At 68.4% G+C, this 17,275-nt stretch carries 16 protein-coding genes; 9 read left to right on the top strand and 7 right to left on the bottom strand.

What is annotated here, in order from left to right:
- Positions 1-3: 3 nt before the first annotated feature.
- Positions 4-1,020 (bottom strand): diacylglycerol/lipid kinase family protein, encoded by a 1,017-nt coding sequence (locus ABDK56_RS08205; protein ID WP_349807757.1) that lies wholly within the window; start codon positions 1,018-1,020, stop codon positions 4-6.
- A 115-nt stretch (positions 1,021-1,135) separates the two neighbouring features.
- Here ABDK56_RS08205 and ABDK56_RS08200 point away from each other — a divergent pair, with 115 nt between their 5' ends.
- Positions 1,136-2,347, top strand: a complete 1,212-nt coding sequence (locus ABDK56_RS08200; RefSeq protein WP_349807755.1) for an LptF/LptG family permease — start codon at positions 1,136-1,138, stop codon at positions 2,345-2,347.
- The gene (gene lptG / locus ABDK56_RS08195; protein WP_349807753.1) at positions 2,344-3,441 is read left to right on the top strand and encodes an LPS export ABC transporter permease LptG; all 1,098 of its coding nucleotides are present in this window, start codon (positions 2,344-2,346) and stop codon (positions 3,439-3,441) included. Before ABDK56_RS08200 ends, lptG begins: the two co-directional genes overlap by 4 nt.
- A 6-nt stretch (positions 3,442-3,447) precedes the next feature.
- On the opposite strand, the gene ABDK56_RS08190 is transcribed toward lptG, so the two are convergent.
- Positions 3,448-4,536, bottom strand: coding sequence for a fatty acid desaturase family protein (locus ABDK56_RS08190; RefSeq protein WP_349807752.1), 1,089 nt, complete (start codon positions 4,534-4,536; stop codon positions 3,448-3,450).
- 103 nt (positions 4,537-4,639) lie between these two features.
- Here ABDK56_RS08190 and ABDK56_RS08185 point away from each other — a divergent pair, with 103 nt between their 5' ends.
- Both ABDK56_RS08185 and ABDK56_RS08180 read left to right on the top strand, forming a co-directional pair.
- Positions 4,640-5,797: an N-acetyltransferase gene (locus ABDK56_RS08185; RefSeq protein ID WP_349807750.1), complete on the top strand. Its 1,158-nt coding sequence runs from the start codon at positions 4,640-4,642 to the stop codon at positions 5,795-5,797.
- A gap of 176 nt (positions 5,798-5,973) precedes the next feature.
- On the top strand, positions 5,974-6,831 hold the full coding sequence (locus ABDK56_RS08180; protein ID WP_349807749.1) for an SDR family oxidoreductase: 858 nt from the start codon (positions 5,974-5,976) through the stop codon (positions 6,829-6,831).
- A 429-nt stretch (positions 6,832-7,260) separates the two neighbouring features.
- On the opposite strand, the gene xth is transcribed toward ABDK56_RS08180, so the two are convergent.
- Genes xth through ABDK56_RS08165 form a run of 3 tightly spaced genes read right to left on the bottom strand, consistent with a single transcriptional unit; the run spans position 7,261 to position 9,439 of the window.
- Entirely contained in the window at positions 7,261-8,043 is a 783-nt protein-coding gene (xth, locus tag ABDK56_RS08175; RefSeq protein ID WP_349807747.1) for an exodeoxyribonuclease III, read from the bottom strand.
- A gap of 18 nt (positions 8,044-8,061) precedes the next feature.
- The gene (locus ABDK56_RS08170) at positions 8,062-8,382 is read right to left on the bottom strand and encodes a HesB/IscA family protein (RefSeq protein WP_349807745.1); all 321 of its coding nucleotides are present in this window, start codon (positions 8,380-8,382) and stop codon (positions 8,062-8,064) included.
- Positions 8,383-8,422: 40 nt separating this feature from the next.
- A complete protein-coding gene (locus ABDK56_RS08165; protein ID WP_349807743.1) occupies positions 8,423-9,439 on the bottom strand; it encodes a M23 family metallopeptidase in 1,017 nt (338 codons plus the stop codon).
- Positions 9,440-9,869: 430 nt separating this feature from the next.
- On the opposite strand from ABDK56_RS08165, the gene ABDK56_RS08160 reads away from it, so the two are divergent.
- The 3 genes from ABDK56_RS08160 (at position 9,870) to ABDK56_RS08150 (ending at position 13,142) form a co-directional block, all read left to right on the top strand.
- Positions 9,870-10,982 carry a phosphoserine transaminase gene (locus tag ABDK56_RS08160; protein ID WP_349807742.1) on the top strand — a complete coding sequence of 371 codons (1,113 nt, stop codon included), beginning with the start codon at positions 9,870-9,872 and terminating at the stop codon, positions 10,980-10,982.
- Positions 10,983-11,075: 93 nt separating this feature from the next.
- Entirely contained in the window at positions 11,076-12,653 is a 1,578-nt protein-coding gene (gene serA, locus ABDK56_RS08155) for a phosphoglycerate dehydrogenase (protein WP_349807810.1), read from the top strand.
- Between the two features lie 54 nt (positions 12,654-12,707).
- Positions 12,708-13,142, top strand: a complete 435-nt coding sequence (locus tag ABDK56_RS08150) for a hypothetical protein (protein WP_349807741.1) — start codon at positions 12,708-12,710, stop codon at positions 13,140-13,142.
- Positions 13,143-13,240: 98 nt separating this feature from the next.
- On the opposite strand, the gene ABDK56_RS08145 is transcribed toward ABDK56_RS08150, so the two are convergent.
- Both ABDK56_RS08145 and ABDK56_RS08140 read right to left on the bottom strand, forming a co-directional pair.
- Positions 13,241-14,179 (bottom strand): cation diffusion facilitator family transporter, encoded by a 939-nt coding sequence (locus ABDK56_RS08145; protein WP_349807739.1) that lies wholly within the window; start codon positions 14,177-14,179, stop codon positions 13,241-13,243.
- A gap of 42 nt (positions 14,180-14,221) precedes the next feature.
- Complete coding sequence (locus ABDK56_RS08140; protein WP_349807738.1) at positions 14,222-15,217, bottom strand: alpha/beta fold hydrolase; 996 nt, start codon at positions 15,215-15,217, stop codon at positions 14,222-14,224.
- 56 nt (positions 15,218-15,273) lie between these two features.
- On the opposite strand from ABDK56_RS08140, the gene ABDK56_RS08135 reads away from it, so the two are divergent.
- Positions 15,274-15,909 (top strand): DsbA family protein, encoded by a 636-nt coding sequence (locus ABDK56_RS08135; protein ID WP_349807737.1) that lies wholly within the window; start codon positions 15,274-15,276, stop codon positions 15,907-15,909.
- Between the two features lie 47 nt (positions 15,910-15,956).
- A complete protein-coding gene (locus tag ABDK56_RS08130; protein ID WP_349807736.1) occupies positions 15,957-17,246 on the top strand; it encodes an adenylosuccinate synthase in 1,290 nt (429 codons plus the stop codon).
- Positions 17,247-17,275: the final 29 nt, after the last annotated feature.

Genomic DNA, 17,275 nt, shown 5'->3' with positions numbered 1-17,275 from the left:
GACTTAGGCCGCCAGCTTGACGAAGGCGAGCGGCGCCGCGCGCTTGAGCAGGATCGGCTTGCCGACCCCGGCGCGGAAGCTCTCGCCGTCGAGGATTACCTCGCTCTGGTCGCCGTCGATCTCGATCTCGTCGGCTTCCTCGATATGCACCCCGTCGAGCTGGTGCCGCCCGAGCCGCCCGCGCAGGCTGGCGGCGATGGCACGAATCAGCGACCAGGGCTTCTCTTCGACCGCGACGAACTTGAGCTGCCCGGCGCGGTGCGCGCCGATGTCGCCCGACAGCAGCAGCTTCTCGAGCGTGGTCACCATCAGCAGCGAGAATTTGCCCTGAATCGGCCCGCGGCTCTTCATCTGGATGCTCAGCGGCTTGGCGGCGGGGGGCAGGAAGCTGGCGTGGAGCCCGAACACCTGCCGGACGATCACCGCCACCGCGGTCAGGAAATGGCTGATCCCGTTGGGCAGGCCGAGCGGATAGATGCGGTTGCGGCAGTAAAGCATGATGTCGGCCAGCCCCGCCCCGCCGAGGAACATGCCGATCACCGGCCGCGACGCACCCTCGCCCCCGGTCAGCGCGATCAGCTCGCGCTCGACGGTGTGCGGCGACAGGTCGCCCTGCGCCACCGCGAGCAGCCGCTCGAGCGCCGCCACCGGATCGCCCGCCGCGCCGAGGTCGAGCGCGATGAGGTTGGTCTTGCCGCTCGGCAGCACCGCCACGGGGGGCGCGCGCCCGCCGAAATGATCGCCGCTGACCATCTCGGTCAGCGCCGCCTGCACGGTCCCGTCGCCGCCGTTGACGACCAGCAGCTTGGGCCCGATCTTGGCGATCGTCGCCATCGCCTCGCCGATCTGCCAGCTATGCTCGACCTCGTAGTGGAATAGGTCGGGGTGCGCGTCGCAGAAGGCGCGGATCCGCGGCAATTGCGCTAGGTTGCCGGTCGAACGCGGGTTCGACAGCAGCGCGACGCGCGGGCGCAGGCCCGTGCCCTTCGCTTCGCCGCCCATCGCCCTACATTCCGGCATGCAATTGCGCTCCATTCGGCTATAGGCCGCGTGGGGTGTCCCGCGCGAAGACCCGTCGCCATCGTGCGATGTGCGTCGGGTTTGCGGCCAAATGATGGTACGAGGACGACGAAAAGTGGGACGGCTGTCGCTGATCGACCGCTATCTGGCGCGGACCATCACGGTGCCGCTGGTCGGCACGCTGCTGCTCGCGGCGATGCTGCTGATCCTCGACAAGATGGTCCGGCTCTTCGATTATGTGATCAACGCCGGCGGCCCGGTCAGCGTGGTATGGCGAATGCTCGCCAACCTGCTCCCCGAATATTTCAGCCTCGGCATCCCGATCGGGCTGATGCTCGGCATCCTGCTCGGCTTCCGCAAGCTGGCGCTGTCTAGCGAGCTCGACAGCCTGCGCGGAATCGGCGTCGGCTACACCCGGCTGCTAAAGGTGCCCTACCTGTTCGCCTTCGCGCTGATGCTGGTCAATGCCGCCAACGTCGGCTGGCTCCAGCCCTACGCCGAATATCGTTACCAGCACCTGCGCTTCGACCTCACCTCGGGCGCGCTCGGCGCGTCGATCAAGGTCGGCGAGTTCAACCAGTTCGGCAAGCGCATGACGCTGCGCATCGACGGCAGCGAGGCGGGGGGCAGCAAGCTCAGCGGAATTTTCGTCGCCGCCAGCGACGGCAAGGGCAACCAGATCACCGCCGCCGCCGAGGAAGGGCGCTTCCTCGCCACCGCCGACGACCCCGACTCGATCACTTTCCGCCTGAAGCGCGGCAAGCTGATCCAGGACAATCCCAAGTTCGCCGCGCCGCGGACGCTCGCCTTCGCCAACTACGACTTCCCGATCAAGCTGCCCTCGATCGACAAGTTCCGCAGCCGCGGCAACGACCAGGTCGAACTCAACTTCATCGAGATCTTCCAGCGCGCCTATCTCGGCGCGGCGCGCTCGCCGCAGGACGCGCTCGCCGCGCGCGCGACCTTCAACTTCCGCTTCGTCGAGGTGATCATGATGCTGATGCTGCCGCTGCTCGCGGTCGCGCTGGCGGTCCCGCCCAAGCGCTCGACCAGCGCGCTCGGCATCTTTCTGTCGATCGTGATCGTGGTGACCTACCACAAGATCAACCAATATGCCGCCGCGGTCGGCGCGCAGGGGCGGATCCCGCCCGAAGTCGCGCTCTACACCCCGTTCGTGCTGTTCGTGATCATGATCGGGTGGATGTACCACGTCATCGCCAACCGCCCGGGCGGCCAGCCGATCGGCGCGCTCGAGGCGCTGGCCGCCAAGCTCGGCAAGGCGTTGCGCCGGCTGCTCAAGCGGCGCGACCGGGCGGTGGCGGCATGATCAACTTCGACTTCCTCCCCTCGCGCCAGATCGCGCTCTACCTCGCGCGGCTGTTCATCACCCGCAGCCTCGCGGTGCTGGTCGGGCTGGCGCTGGTGCTGATGGCGCTCGACCTGCTCGGCGAGAGCGGCAAGATCCTCGCGGTAAAGGGCAATGGCGAGGCGCAGATCTGGCAATATCTCTCGCTCCGCCTGCCGCTGCTGATCAAGTTCCTGATGCCTTTCTCGGTGCTGCTCGGCACGCTGATCGCGCTGACCGGGCTCAACTCGAACAGCGAGGTGGTGGCGATGAAGGCGGCGGGGATGAGCGCGCACCAGATCCTCGCCCCGCTGGTCATCGCCAGCCTCGGGGTCGCGGCGATCAACTTCGCCTTCAACGAGACGGTCGCGGTCCGCGCCGCGCGGATCCTCGACGCGTGGAACGCGGTCGACTATCGCGCCGTGCCGCCCGATAGCGGGGTTCAGGCCGACGTCTGGTTGCGCGAGAACGAGGACATGATCCACGCCGCGCAGGTGATCGGCCGCGGCCCGGGACTGCGGCTCGCGGGCCTCACCATCTACGACCGGCAAGGAACCGGGCTGAAGTCGATCGTCAAGGCCGCCGGCGCGACCCGCGACGGCAACGGCTGGCTACTTCGCGACGTCGCGACCTACGACGTCAACACGCTCGCCGAACGGCGGCTGCCGACGCTCCATGCGCTCGACGGGGTCGCCCCCGACCGCTTCACGCTCGCCAAGGTGGTCCCCGCCGAACAGGGCTTCGGCACGCTCGGCGCGTCGATCGACGCGCTCGAGAAGTCGGGCCGCCCGACCGAGGAGGCGCGCACCGGCTACTGGCACAAGCTGTCGACCCCGCTGTCGATCGTGCTGATGCCGATCCTCGCCGCGCTCGCCGCCTTCGGGCTCGCGCGCTCGGGACAGGTGCTCGTCCGCGCCGCGGTCGGAATGGCGCTGGGCTTCACCTTTTTCGTGGTCGACAATGTCGGCATCGCGCTCGGCAACGCCGGCGCCTATCCCCCGTTCGTCGCCGCCTGGGCGCCGTTCCTGCTGTTTTTCCTGATCGGCGAGACGGTGCTCATTCGCACGGAAGAGTAGGGCGCGCTAGGCGGGCCCGCCGCGCCAGCTCGACACCGCCAGCCGCCCGACCAGCGGGAACAGCCCGCGATGGTTCGACCGGTGATAGGAGGACGCAGCGTCGAGCTCGACCACCAGCCGCCGGTGCGCGACCGGCAGCGCGTGGTAGGGAATGCCTGGCAGCAGGTGATGAAGCGCGTGATAGCGCAACCCGACCGGCGCCCAGATCTCGGCCCAGATCCCCGGCGGCGGCACGTTGACCGTGTCGAGATATTGCTGGGTGACGCTCATCGGCTCGCCGTCATTCTCCCACAGGTGCGCGACCAGCGTGCGCACCTGGTTGAGCAACATGACCCCCGACGCGACCCCGAGGAAAACGAGAAAGGCGTGGAGTGGCACGACCCCCGTCGCGACGAGCGCGAGCAGCGCGATCGCCCAGATCGAACAGGCCGTCTCTTCGATCGCCCATTCGCGCGCGAACGCGCCCTCGGGGGCTTTGCGGCGGAACAGCGGGTTGATCTGCAAGCCTGAAAAACGCCCGACGACCAGTTCGCGAAGCTTCGGGCTGAGCATCGACAGCGGTGCCAGCACACCATAGCGAAACAGGAGGGCCACCGGCCCAAGCAGCGCGGCGACCACGAACAGCGGCAGCGTCCACGGCTTCATCAGCGCGAGCGGGAGATACTCCGGGTCTTCGACCGTGCCGTAACGGATCTTGGCATGGTGCATGTTGTGGATGCCCTCGTACATGAACGAGGGCACGAACAGCGGCACGCCGACCAGCGCATTCCACGCCGCCTTGAACCCGGGCAGCGCGCCCGCCTTGAGGTGCGTGATCTCGTGGATGAACAGCCCCGCGCGGTAGAGGGCGAGAATCGCGACCAGCCCCGCCGCGACCATCGCAAACGGCGAGGCGGCGGCGATCGCCACCCCGAGCGCGGCATAGCCGATCACCGCCGAGGCGATCATGTCGCCCCAGTAAACGGCCTTGCTCGGCCGGTTGAGCTCGCGCGTCAGGTCGGCGGCGGCCTTGAGCATCGCCTTGTCGTCGGCGGGCCGTTCGCGGCGCGGCGCGGGTGCCTCGCGGGCGTCTCGGGTCAGTGTCGTGCTGGTCATAACCTCTTGTCCGCGCGGGCAATTGCCCCGCCAACGTGGCGATAAGATGGCGTCGGTCCCGCGATTTGCAATTGCCCCCGCCCCGGCCTAGCCCTTCGCGCCGATGACCGACCTCACCATCTCCCCCGTCGCCACCAGGGCCGACCGCAACGCCTTCGTCGATTTCGCGTGGGAAGCGTACAAGGACGACCCCGCCTGGATCCCGCCGCTGAAGGACGAGGTCCACGGGCTGATGAACCCGAAGAAGAACCCGTGGTTCGGTCACGGCCGCGCCGCCTTCTTCCTCGCCCGGCGCGGCGGCAAGGTGGTCGGGCGAATCTCGGCGCAGGTCGACGACCTCGTCCAGACGCACATGGAACAGGGCCTCGGCCAGTGGGGCTTCTTCGACGCGCTCGACGGCGAGGCCGCCGCCGCGCTGATCGCCAAGGCGGAGGAGTGGCTGCGCGGCGAGGGCATGACGAAGGCGATGGGCCCGATCACCATCTCCATCTGGGACGAGCCTGGCCTGCTGATCGAGGGGTTCGACGAGCCCCCGATCGTGATGATGGGCCACGCCCGCCCGCAATATCGCGGCTGGATCGAGGCGGCGGGCTATTCCAAGGCGAAGGACCTCCACACCTTCGAGCTCGACATCCGCTGCGAGATGGAGCCGATGATCGACCGCCTCATCAAGGCCGGCGAGAAGAGCCCGCGGATCCGCATCCGCAACGTCGACAAGTCGAAGTTCGATCAGGAAGCGGCGATCATCCTCGACATATTGAACGACGCCTGGTCGGACAATTGGGGCTACGTCCCGCTGACCGATGCCGAGATCGCCTATGCCGGCAAGAAGCTGAAGCCGATCATCGTCGAGGACCTCGTCAAGATCGCCGAGGTCGACGACGGCGAAGGTTTCCGGCCTGCTGCCTTCATGCTGACCATTCCCGACTTGAACGAGATGATCGCCGATCTCGACGGCAAGCTGTTCCCGTTCGGCTTCGCCAAGCTGCTGTGGCGGCTTCACAAGGTGACCACCAAGCGAGTCCGCGTGCCGTTGATGGGGGTGCGAAAAAAGCACCAGCACGGCCGCCTCGCGACCCAGCTCGCCTTCATGCTGATCGAATTCACCCGCCGCGTCTGCGTGAACAAATACGGCATCTACACCGGCGAGTTCGGCTGGGTGCTCGAAGACAACCAGGGCATGATGTCGATCGCCCAGCTCCCGGGCGCGGGGATCAACCACACCTACCGCATCTTCGAGCGGAGTCTCGGCCGAGCCTGAGGGGAGCGGAGCGAAGCGAGCGCCGCATGGGCGCAGAGCCGAGCCCGCCGGCCGGCCTGCGCGGCCCGCCCCTGCGCCAGTACGCCCCAACCGCCCGCCGACCCGACCCCCAACGTCGTCGACCCGACGCAACGTGCGCGCGCCTCGCGGGTTATGACCCGCCGAGGAGTTTATCCATGTCGACCCAGACCATCGATCCGCCGATCCACGAAGGCGCCGAGCCGGGCAGCGAGGCGAGGCTCACCCCCGCGCCCGAATGGAAGCCGCGTTATCCCGGCTCGGGGCGGCTGAAGGGCAAGGTCGCGATCGTCACCGGCGCCGACAGCGGCATCGGCCGCGCCACCGCGGTGCTGTTCGCGCGCGAAGGTGCCGACATCGCCATCGTCTATCTCAGCGAACATGAAGACGCCGAGATCACCAAGAAAGCATGCGAGGAAGAAGGCGCCCGCGCCATCGCCATTGCCGGTGATCTCGGCGACCAGCGGTTCGCCCATGCCGCGGTCCAGAAGACCGTCGACACGTTCGGAAAGCTCGACATCCTCGTCAATGTCGCGGGCGAACAGCACCCCGACCAGGACATTCGCGACATCACCGAGGAGCAGCTCCGCCGCACCTTCCAGTCGAACATCTACTCGATGTTCTTCACCGTCCAGGCGGCGCGCGAGCATCTCACGAAAGGCGCGGCGATTATCAATACCACGTCGATCACTGCCTACCAGGGCGAAAAGGAGCTGCTCGACTATAGTTCGACCAAGGGGGCGATCGTCGCCTTCACCCGCTCGCTGTCGCAAAACCTCGTCAAGGACGGCATCCGCGTCAACGCGGTCGCTCCCGGCCCGATCTGGACTCCGCTCAACCCCTGCGGCGGGTCGAGCCCCGAGAAGCTCGCCCAGTTCGGCGAATGGACCCCGATGGGCCGCCCCGGCCAGCCCAACGAAGTCGCCCCCGCCTACCTCTTCCTCGCCTGCGAGGATTCAAGCTACATGACCGGGCAGGTGCTCCACCCCAACGGCGGCGAAATCGTCAACGGGTAACCAAGGCGCCTCCTCGCGAAAGCCAAGCGCGCGAAGCAAGCGCCGCTTGCGCGAAGAGCCGGCGCCGCCCGGCCGACCGGCGGCCATAGCGGACCGAATCGACGTCACGGCGCCCCCGAGCGCAAGCGACGTGAAGCGAAGCGAACGCCGCTTGCGCGAAGAGCCGGCGCCGGCCGGCCGACCGGCGGCCCTAGTCGACCGGATCGACGTCACGGATTAACTCCGTGACAGCCACCTCACCGCGACAAGACAATCTCCACCGCCCAGCAAAATCGCCGGTCGCCGCAAGCCCCACGCCTAGGACCAATTGCTTGACGAGTGCCTCGCGGGCCGGAGTAAATCCGGCCCGTCGATCGGGTTCGCTGGCGCGACCCGTCGGCCGCGTTTCGGCCTCTCTTGATTAGCGACGCTTGCTTCGCGCCGCTTACGCTAATCGCGGGGCCTCAACTCAATCATGACCGGCGCGTGGTCGGAGGCCTTCTCCTCCGCCCGCGCCCACTTATGGACATCCGCCCCTACCAGCCGGTCGGCCGCTTGCGGCGACAACAGGAAGTGATCGATCCGGAACCCCGCGTCGCGCGGCCAGGCGCCGGCTTGATAATCCCAGAAGGTATAGAGCTTGTCCTCGTCGGGATGCACCGTCCGCAACGCGTCGGTCCAGCCCTGGCCCAGGATCGCGCGAAACGCCGCCTGGCTTTCGGGCTGGAACAGCGCGTCGTTCGCCATCGCCCGCCGGCTGAACGTATCGCGGTCCTCCGGAATTACGTTCCAGTCACCCGCCAGCACCACCGGCTTCTCCTCCTTCAGCAGGGCCGCCGCGCGGCCGCGAAGTCGCTCCATCCACGCCAGCTTGTAGGCGAACTTGTCGGTCCCGACCGGGTTGCCGTTGGGCAGGTAGAGCGAGGCGACCACCACCCCGTCCACCGCCGCCTCGATATAGCGGCTGTGGGTATCGTCAGGATCGCCCGGCAACCCGACCTGCCGCAACTCGGGCTGGCCGGCGCGCGCGAGGATCGCGACCCCGTTGAACCCTTTCTGGCCGTGCCACACCGCGTGATAGCCCGCTTCCTCGATCTCGCCGATCGGCAGCGCGTCGTCGGCGCATTTCAGCTCCTGCAGGCTGGCGACGTCGGGCGCCTCGCGCGCCAGATAGTCGAGCAGCCGCGGCAGCCGCGCGCGAATTCCGTTGATGTTGAAGGAGGTGATGCGCATCCGCATCCCCCTAGCCGGTTAGATCGAGAAACTCGACCCGCAGCCGCAGCCGCTCTGCGCGTTGGGATTGGTCACCTTGAACGCCGCCCCGCCGAGGTCCTCGACGAAATCAACCACGCTGCCGTCGAGCAAGTCGAGGCTGACGGGATCGACCACCAGGGTCGCGCCCTCGGTGTCGCTCTGGCTGTCGTCCTCGGCGATCTCGCCGAGCTCGAACTTGTAGCTGAACCCCGCGCACCCGCCGCCGTCGACCGCGAGCCGAAGCACCGCGGGCTTGCCCTGCCGGTCGGCAATCGCCGCGACGCGCCGCGCGGCGCTTTGGGTGAGGGTGACGCTCATGGGTTAGAAATAAGGGCGGCGCCGCGCCCCGACAAGGCGCTTAGCGCTGCGGCCCGCCGAGCGCGACCGCGTCCATCGACTGCACGCCCGGGCCCTTCTTCTGCATCGCGATGAGGTAGTCGTTCGACTTCATGAACGGAATCGGGTTGACCGCGCGCCCGTCGATACGAACCTCGTAGTGGAGATGGCTGCCGGTCGAACGCCCGGTCGAGCCCATCCGGCCGATCTGCTGGCCGCGGCTGATGTGCTGCCCGGCGTGGACCAGCACCGCCGACATGTGGCCGTAGCGGGTGGTGATGCCGCGGCCATGGTCGATCTCGACGAGGTTGCCGTAGCCGCCGCTGTTCCAACCGGCGCGGAGCACGGTGCCATCGGCGGTCGCGTAGATCGGGGTGCCGACCGGCCCGGCAAGGTCGATCCCCGGGTGCATCGCCGCCCCGGCGTGGAACGGGTCGGCGCGAACCCCGAAGCCACTGGTGAAGGCGGCGGTCTGCACCGGCTTTTCGGACGGCACCGCGATCGCGCCGTCGGCGAGGTTGTCGAGCTTCTTCCAGCTGTTGAACAGGTTGCGGAAGGTCGCGTCGCCGCTCTTGATCGCCTCGAACGGGCCGCCCTGTCCGCCGCCGACCCCCGGCTGGAAGCCGAGCGCCTTCATCGCCGCGACCTGCTCCTCGTAGCGCTGGTCGAGCTTCGCCGCGAGCAGCTGCGCCTGGACGGTCGTCGCGCGCTCGGCCCGCGCCAGCAGCGCCTCGACCCGCGGCGGCAGCTTGCCGCTCGCGCGCGTCGCGGCGACCATCGCCGGGTCGACCCGCTCGCCGGCGAGCATTTTCTCGATCATTTCCTGCCGCTGCTCGAGCGCGGCGGTGCGCGCCTCGGTCGCGGCGACCACGTCGCTCGACGCCGCCGTCCCGCCGGTCAGCAGCCGCGCGGTGGCAAAGCCGCTCCAGCCGACCATCGCGACGAGGATGAAGGCGAACAGCGCCTGCACCGGAACGGTCAGGCTGATGCGGCGAAGATGGGCACCGTCGTGAAGGAAGAACTCGCGCTTGCGCAGCAACGCTGTCTCCGAAACCGCCAGACTCGACATTCCCCGTCCGCTCCCAAACTCGCGGCCCCGGCTTGCCCCGCGCCGGCTCCCGATCCCATCATGTCCAGAGGCGCCCCGGCCCCGATCGGTCGCGCGCGATTGCCCTCACGCCTCGACCGGCCGAAACTTCTGCCCGGACGGTTAACAAATACAACCTCGGGTTCCGTTTCGGGGGATGAACGGTCCCTTCACCGCGATGAACGGTGCGAAGACCTTGATTCAGATCAATGATTTTCTCCGAATTTAACGGCGCGCCTCGCTTTCCGCCCCATTCGAATCAACTGGTCGCACCCCGCGCGCCCTTCACGGGTCCGCTCTTGCATTGCAGCATTTTGCCTTTATCAGCGGCGCCGGGCCACGCCGTCCCAACGCGGCGCGTGCTCTCTGTGAGGAGAGTTACATGACTGATACCAAGCCGCCGCTTCCGGCGCGTCCGTTTTTCTCGTCCGGTCCCTGCGCCAAGCCGCCGGGCTGGAGCCCCGACAAGCTCGCCACCGACAGCCTCGGCCGCTCGCACCGCTCGGCGCTCGGCAAGCAGCGCCTTCAATATTGCATCGACCTGATGCGCGAGCTGCTCGGCCTGCCCGACACCCACCGCATCGGCATCGTCCCCGGCTCGGACACCGGCGCGTTCGAAATGGCGATGTGGACGATGCTGGGGCAACGCGGCGTCACCACGCTGGCGTGGGAAAGCTTCGGCGAGGGCTGGGTCACCGACGCCGTCAAGCAACTGAAGCTCGACCCCACCGTGCTTCGCGCCGATTACGGCCAGGTCCCCGACCTGGGCGCCGTCGACTGGTCGACCGACGTGCTGTTCACCTGGAACGGTACCACCAGCGGCGTTCGCGTCCCGAACGGCGACTGGATTCCCGACGACCGCGAAGGGCTGAGCTTCGCCGACGCGACCAGCGCGGTGTTCGCCTACGACATCCCGTGGGACAAGATCGACGTCGCCACCTTCAGCTGGCAGAAAGTGCTCGGCGGCGAAGGCGCGCACGGCGTCCTCATCCTCGGCCCCCGCGCGGTCGAGCGGCTGGAAACGTATACGCCCGATCGCCCGCTCCCCAAGGTCTTCCGCCTCGTCAGCAAGGGAGCCTTGGCCGAGGGCGTGTTCAAGGGCGAGACGATCAACACCCCCTCGATGCTCGCGGTCGAGGACGCGATTGTCGCGCTCGAATGGGGCAAGTCGGTCGGCGGCCTCGACGGCCTCATCGCCCGCTCCGACGCCAACGCCGCGGCGCTCGACGCGATCGTTGAAGGCCGCGACTGGCTCGGCCATCTCGCCGCCGATCCGGCGATCCGCTCGACCACCAGCGTCTGCCTGACCGTCGACGGGGTCGACCCGAAGGCGCTCGCCAAGCTGCTCGAGGCCGAGGGTGCCGCCTATGACATCGGCGCCTATCGCGACGCCCCGCCGGGGCTCCGCATCTGGTGCGGCGCGACGGTCGACACCGCCGATATCGAGGCGCTCGGCCCGTGGCTCGACTGGGCCAGGGCGCAGCTCTCGGTCTGACCCCCTCCCACGCCGGCCAACGCCGGCGCGCCCCCGTTTTCACCGCCGCACCAAGACCGGCGACCCGAACAAGGATAGTCCCCCATGACCACCATCCCCAAGGTCCTCATTTCCGACAAGATGGACCCCCGCGCCGCCGCCATCTTCCGCGAACGCGGGATCCACGTCGACGAGATCACCGGCGAAACCCCCGAACAGCTCGCCGCGCGGGTCGGCGACTATGACGGGCTGGCGATCCGCAGCTCGACCAAGGTGACGAAGGCGATCCTCGGCGCCGCGACCAACCTGAAGGTCGTCGGCCGCGCCGGGATCGGCGTCGACAATGTCGACATTCCCGCCGCCACCGCCAGCGGCGTGGTCGTCATGAACACCCCGTTCGGCAACTCGATCACCACCGCCGAACATGCCATCGCGCTGATGTTCGCGCTCGCCCGCCAGCTTCCCGAGGCCGACGCCAGCACCCAGGCCGGCAAGTGGGAAAAGAATCGCTTCATGGGGGTCGAGGTTACCGGCAAGACGCTCGGGCTGATCGGCGCGGGCAACATCGGCAGCATCGTCGCCTCGCGCGCGCTGGGGCTGAAGATGAAGGTCGTCGCCTACGATCCCTTCCTCACCCCCGAACGCGCGGTCGACCTCGGGGTCGAAAAGGTCGAGCTCGACGACCTCCTTCGCCGCGCCGACTTCATTACCCTCCACGTCCCGCTCACCGACCAGACTCGCAATATTTTGAGCCGCGAAAACATTGCCAAGACCAAGAAGGGCGTCCGCATCGTCAACTGCGCGCGCGGCGGGCTGGTCGACGAGGCCGCGCTGAAGGAAGCGCTCGACAGCGGCCATGTCGCCGGTGCCGCGCTCGACGTGTTCGCCACCGAACCCGCGAAGGAAAGCCCGCTGTTCGGTACCCCGGGCTTCGTCTCGACCCCGCACCTCGGCGCGTCGACCAGCGAGGCGCAGGTCAACGTCGCGATCCAGGTCGCCGAACAGATGAGCGATTTCCTCCTGCTCGGCGGCGTCACCAACGCGATTAACATGCCCAGCCTCAGCGCCGAGGAGGCCCCGCGGCTCAAGCCCTACATGGCGCTCGCGGAAAAGCTCGGGAAGCTCGTTGGCCAGGTGCTCGGCGACGACATCAAATCGGTCGCGATCGAGGTCGAGGGCGCCGCCGCGCAGCTCAACATGAAGCCGATCACCGCTGCCGTGCTCGCCGGGCTGATGGGCACCTATTCGGACACGGTCAACATGGTCAACGCGCCGGTGCTGGCAAAGGAGCGCGGGCTCGACCTGCGCGAGACCCGCCACGACCGCGAGGGCGCCTACCAGACGCTGGTGGCGGTCGAGGCGACCACCGCAAAGGGCAAGCGCCGGGTCGCGGGGACGCTGTTCGGCAACGCCGAGCCGCGGCTGGTCGAGCTGTTCGGGATCGAGATCGAGGCCGCGCTCGAGGGCGCGATGCTGTATATCGTCAACACCGACACGCCGGGCTTCATCGGCAAGCTCGGCACCGCGCTCGGGGAGGCGGGCATCAACATCGCCACCTTCAACCTTGGCCGCCGCGCCGCCCGCGACGACGCCGCCGCGCTGCTCGCGGTCGACGGCACGATCGACGCGCAGGTGGTCCAGAAGCTGTGCGCGCTCGACGGCGTACGAAAGGTGGTCGCGCTGAAGTTCTAGCGTCGGCCAGAATTTCATTGCGGAGGCTATTCCCACGCCGATAACCACCGCGCGATGCGCAACTGGACGTCGCTACGCTGGCTGCTCCTGATACCGTATTTCACGGTCCGTGAAGCCAAGGGGAACCAGGAAGATCCGTTCGTGCGGAGACTTGCCGCGCAAGCATTGGTCGCGCTCATCGTTGCTGTGCCGATAATTGTCTTGTTGCCCACGCGAGGACCGGTGGCGGCGGCGATCTCTGCGAACAGCCGTCTGACTTCAGCGATCGTCCTATTTCCTTGCTGGCTGCTCATCAGGCACTGGATCGGGGGTCAACGCGAACGACAATATTTGGCCGAGTATCGCAAGGTTTCACGGCGCCGACGAAAAATCTGGGGCCTTTCTGCCTTTGCCATCGTCGCATCGCTGATCGTGGTTGGCGCCGTTAAAGCGCCCAAACACGCAGCCAAGAACTCCGCCCAATATTCTCCTTCCGGCGTCGAAGGATGAACCATTCGGTAAGGGCGGCAGGTTCACTTCGATCCTGAGATGGATGGCCGACCGGGATAGATTGAATTTATCTTCTTCAAGCGTCGGCCACACGCCCCTCACGGATCGAACCTCGGCCCCGGCCCCTCCCGTGCCTCGCGCTGCGGCCGGACGAAGATGCCGAACAGGTCGGGAAACTCGCCGTGCATCCGCGTCTCGATCCGCTCGATCAGCGCCTCGACCTCGCGCACTTCCAGCCCCTCGGTGAAGCGCACGCCGACCGTCGCCACCACCTGCTCGGGCGCCAGCTGAGAGGTCAGGATCTGCGTCACCTGCTCGACGCTCGGCTCCTGCTCGATGCACGCGCGGATGGTCGCCGCCAGCTTCGGGCTCGCACGCTCGCCGATCAGCAGGTCCTTGGTCTCGCGCCCAAGGATCGCCGCCACCGCCGCCAGCAGCAGCCCGATCAGCACCGACGACAGCCCGTCGAGCCACGGCTGATCCAGCCGGTCGGCGAGGAACGTCCCGGCAAGCGCGATGACGATCCCGATCAGCGCCGCCGAATCCTCGAACAGCACCATGAAGCTGGTCGGGTCCTTGCTCTCGTTGACCGTCCGCCAGATGCCGCGCCCGCGCCGCGTCCTGGCGAAGACCTTCCACGCGAAGCGCCACGACATCCCCTCGAACAGCAGCGAAAAGCCGAGCACGACATAGGCGATCCACGGCTTGGCGATCGGCTCGGGCGCGCGGATCCGCGCCACTCCCTCGTAGATCGACGCGCACGCCCCGACCGCGAAGATCAGCAGCGCGACGACGAAGCTCCAGAAATATAGCTCGCGCCCATGGCCGAGCGGATGCTCCTCGTCCGCCGGCAGCGCGGCGCGCTTCTGCCCGTAGAGCAGCAGCACCTCGTTGCCCGTGTCGACCACCGAATGGATCGCCTCGCTCAGCATCGCCGAGCTGCCGGTGAACAGGAAGGCCGCCCCCTTGGTCGCCGCGATCGCGAGATTGCCGAGCAGCGCGGCGATGATCGCGGGGCGGGACTCGGGCTCGGCCATCCCCCCTCAACCGCCCCGCCCGATTTTCGTTGCAGCCCCGAACTAATTCACGCCGGCAAGGAACGCGTCGACCAGCCCGGTGGCGTAATCGCCCTCCTCGCCGATCGCCTTGTTGAGCCCGCCATGGCTCTTGTCGGGAATCGATTCGACCCGCGCCCGCGCGCCCGCTTTCGACAGTCCCGCCGCCAGCGCCTGCGACTGCGCCAGGGAATCGGCCCGCCGCGCGATCGGCAGGATCAGCCACGCGCCGACGTTGGGCGCGGCGGTCCAGCGCGTCGGCGACAGCGCCGCCTGCCGCTTCGGATCGCGCCCGAAGGCGGCGTCGTACATCGCCGCGACCGGGTTGTCCGGCCGCGCCATCTGCCCGGCGATGTCGTACCCCGCCCCGTCGAGCAGCACCGCCCCGCGGATCGCGCTCACCGGCACCCCGACCGCGCGGAAATAGCGCTCGTCGGTCCCGACCAGCGCGACGAGGTGCGCCCCCGCGCTATGCCCCATCAGCACGATCCGGTTGGCGTCGATCCCCAACCGCGCCGCGTTGGCGCGCAGATAGGCCACCGCGCTCGCCACGTCCGCCGCCTGCTGCTCTACGCTCGCCTGCGGGACAAGGCGGTAGTTGACGCTCGCATAGGCCCAGCCGGCCTTGCCGAAATGCGCGACCCGCCCCGCCTCGTTCGCCGCCTTGTCGCCGATCGACCAGCCGCCACCGTGGACGAACAGCAGCACCGGCGCATGGCCACCGGCGGGCACGGCAAGGTCGAGCGCCTGCTTCGGATCGCGCCCGTAGCTCAGCGTCCGCATCCCCGCCGCCGGGGTGCCTTCGCGCGCGCCGATCGCCTTGCGGCAGTCGTCGCTCAGCGTCGGCAGCGCGGTGGCGAGGCACTGGCGAACCCCGCCCAGCCCCGCGCCGCGGCACCTCTCGACCAGCTGTTGTCGGCATTCGGCGGGAAGCCGCTGCCGTTGCGCCACCGCCGCCCCGGTGACCGCGATGCTCGCCGCCAGCCCCGCCCAGATCCCCGCGATTCCGACCCGGTTCATGTTTAGCCCTCCATCGGCTTGTCCCGTCCTGCCTGCCATGGAACGATGAAAACCGCATGACCCTTCGCCGCGCCCTGTTCGCCTTGCTTCTTATCGCCGCGCCTGCCGTCACGCAGGACGAGTTCGCCGGGGTCGATCCCGCCCCGACCAGGGCCGACTATTTCGTCCCGCGCCTCGCCCCGACCCGCGCCGACAAGGGCGCCGACGTCACCATCGTCTATTTCTTCGACTACCAGTGCCCCGCCTGCCGCAAGCTCACCCCCGAGGTCGGCAACGCGTTCGACCGCGACCACAAGCTTCGCGTCATCTACCGCGACACCCCGATCTTCGGCCCGCGCTCGCTAGCCGCCGCGCGCCTCGCCATCGCCAGCCAGTTTCAGGGCCGGCACGAGGCGTTTCACCGCGCGCTGATGGCCGAAAAGCTGCCGCTGACCGACGCCGCGATCCGCCATGCCGCGTCGGTCGCCGGGATCGACTGGCCGCGCCTCACCCGCGACCTCGCCGCCCGGTCGAAGGCGATCGACGCACAGATCAAGTGGAACGAGACGCTCAGCGAGGCGACCGGCTTTTCCGGCACCCCCGCCTTCATCGTCGGCAACCGACAGGCCGATGGCGCGCTGTCCGCCACCGGCCTCACCGCGCTGATCGCCGACGCCCGCAAGGCCCACCCCGCGAAATCGAAGCGCCGCTAGCCTTCCGCCCCCCCAGCCGCTAGGGGCGCGCGGAAAGGAATCTTACTTTGGCAAACGTCACCGTGATCGGCGCCCAGTGGGGCGACGAGGGCAAGGGCAAGATCGTCGACTGGCTCGCTTCCCAGGCCGACGTCGTCGTCCGCTTCCAGGGCGGGCACAACGCCGGCCACACGCTCGTCGTCGGCGACAAGGTGTACAAGCTCTCGCTCCTCCCCAGCGGGATCGTCACCGGCACTCCCTCGGTGATCGGCAACGGCGTCGTGCTCGACCCGTGGGCGCTCCAGGCGGAGGTCGAGAAGCTGCGCGGCCAGGGCGTCACCATCACGCCCGACGTGCTGATGATCGCCGAGACCTGCCCGCTGATCCTGCCGATCCACCGCGACCTCGACGGTCTTCGCGAGGATGCTTCGGGCGCAGGCAAGATCGGCACCACCCGCCGCGGCATCGGCCCGGCCTATGAAGACAAGGTCGGACGCCGCGCGATCCGCGTGTGCGACCTCGCCCACCTCGACCAGATCGACCCGCAACTCGACCGGCTGTGCGCGCACCACGACGCGCTTCGCGCCGGCTTCGGCGAGCCCCCGGTCGACCGCGCGCGGCTGAAGGCCGACCTCGCCACGATCGCCGACTTCGTCCTCCCCTTCGCCCGCCCGGTGTGGCGCGACCTCGACGAGGCGCGCCGCGCGGGCAGGCGCATCCTGTTCGAAGGCGCGCAGGGCGTGCTGCTCGACGTCGACCACGGCACCTATCCGTTCGTGACCTCGTCGAACACCGTCGCCGGCACCACCGGCAGCGGCAGCGGCATGGGCCCCGGCGCGGCAGGCTTCGTGCTCGGCATCGTCAAGGCCTACACCACCCGCGTCGGCAGCGGCCCCTTCCCGACCGAGCTCGACGACGAGGTCGGCCAGCGCCTGGGTGAACGCGGTCACGAATTTGGCACCGTCACCGGGCGCCAGCGCCGCTGCGGCTGGTTCGACGCGGTGCTGGTCCGCCAGTCGGCGGCGGTCAGCGGCATCACCGGCATCGCGCTGACCAAGATCGACGTCCTCGACGGGCTCGACACGGTCAAGATCTGCACCGGCTACAGGCTCGGCGACTCGCACTACGACCACCTCCCGCCGCACCCCGCCGACCAGGCGGCGGCCGAACCGGTCTACGAGGAAATGCCCGGCTGGAGCGAGACCACCGCGGGCGCGCGAAGCTGGGTCGACCTGCCCGCGCAGGCGATCAAATATGTCCGCCGGATCGAAGTGCTGATCCGCTGCCCGGTCGCGCTGGTCAGCACCAGCCCCGAGCGCGAGGACACCATCCTCGTCCGCGACCCGTTCGCGGGCTGAGCGGGTCGGCGCGCACCGGTCGATCCTGA

It is taken from the genome of Sphingomonas sp. ASV193 (assembly GCF_040203355.1).
GTDB lineage: Bacteria > Pseudomonadota > Alphaproteobacteria > Sphingomonadales > Sphingomonadaceae > Sphingomicrobium.
Note: the sequence above shows the minus strand (reverse complement) of the source record. Positions and strands in the feature narration are given on the sequence as shown.

What these genes read in the sequence shown, in the direction of transcription:
- ABDK56_RS08205 (WP_349807757.1), bottom strand. Translation starts at nt 1,020, where the DNA reads ATGCCGGAATGTAGGGCGATGGGCGGCGAAGCGAAGGGCACGGGCCTG.
- lptG (WP_349807753.1), top strand. Translation starts at nt 2,344, where the DNA reads ATGATCAACTTCGACTTCCTCCCCTCGCGCCAGATCGCGCTCTACCTC.
- ABDK56_RS08190 (WP_349807752.1), bottom strand. Translation starts at nt 4,536, where the DNA reads ATGACCAGCACGACACTGACCCGAGACGCCCGCGAGGCACCCGCGCCG.
- ABDK56_RS08185 (WP_349807750.1), top strand. Translation starts at nt 4,640, where the DNA reads ATGACCGACCTCACCATCTCCCCCGTCGCCACCAGGGCCGACCGCAAC.
- ABDK56_RS08180 (WP_349807749.1), top strand. Translation starts at nt 5,974, where the DNA reads ATGTCGACCCAGACCATCGATCCGCCGATCCACGAAGGCGCCGAGCCG.
- xth (WP_349807747.1), bottom strand. Translation starts at nt 8,043, where the DNA reads ATGCGCATCACCTCCTTCAACATCAACGGAATTCGCGCGCGGCTGCCG.
- ABDK56_RS08170 (WP_349807745.1), bottom strand. Translation starts at nt 8,382, where the DNA reads ATGAGCGTCACCCTCACCCAAAGCGCCGCGCGGCGCGTCGCGGCGATT.
- ABDK56_RS08160 (WP_349807742.1), top strand. Translation starts at nt 9,870, where the DNA reads ATGACTGATACCAAGCCGCCGCTTCCGGCGCGTCCGTTTTTCTCGTCC.
- ABDK56_RS08150 (WP_349807741.1), top strand. Translation starts at nt 12,708, where the DNA reads ATGCGCAACTGGACGTCGCTACGCTGGCTGCTCCTGATACCGTATTTC.
- ABDK56_RS08145 (WP_349807739.1), bottom strand. Translation starts at nt 14,179, where the DNA reads ATGGCCGAGCCCGAGTCCCGCCCCGCGATCATCGCCGCGCTGCTCGGC.
- ABDK56_RS08140 (WP_349807738.1), bottom strand. Translation starts at nt 15,217, where the DNA reads ATGAACCGGGTCGGAATCGCGGGGATCTGGGCGGGGCTGGCGGCGAGC.
- ABDK56_RS08135 (WP_349807737.1), top strand. Translation starts at nt 15,274, where the DNA reads ATGACCCTTCGCCGCGCCCTGTTCGCCTTGCTTCTTATCGCCGCGCCT.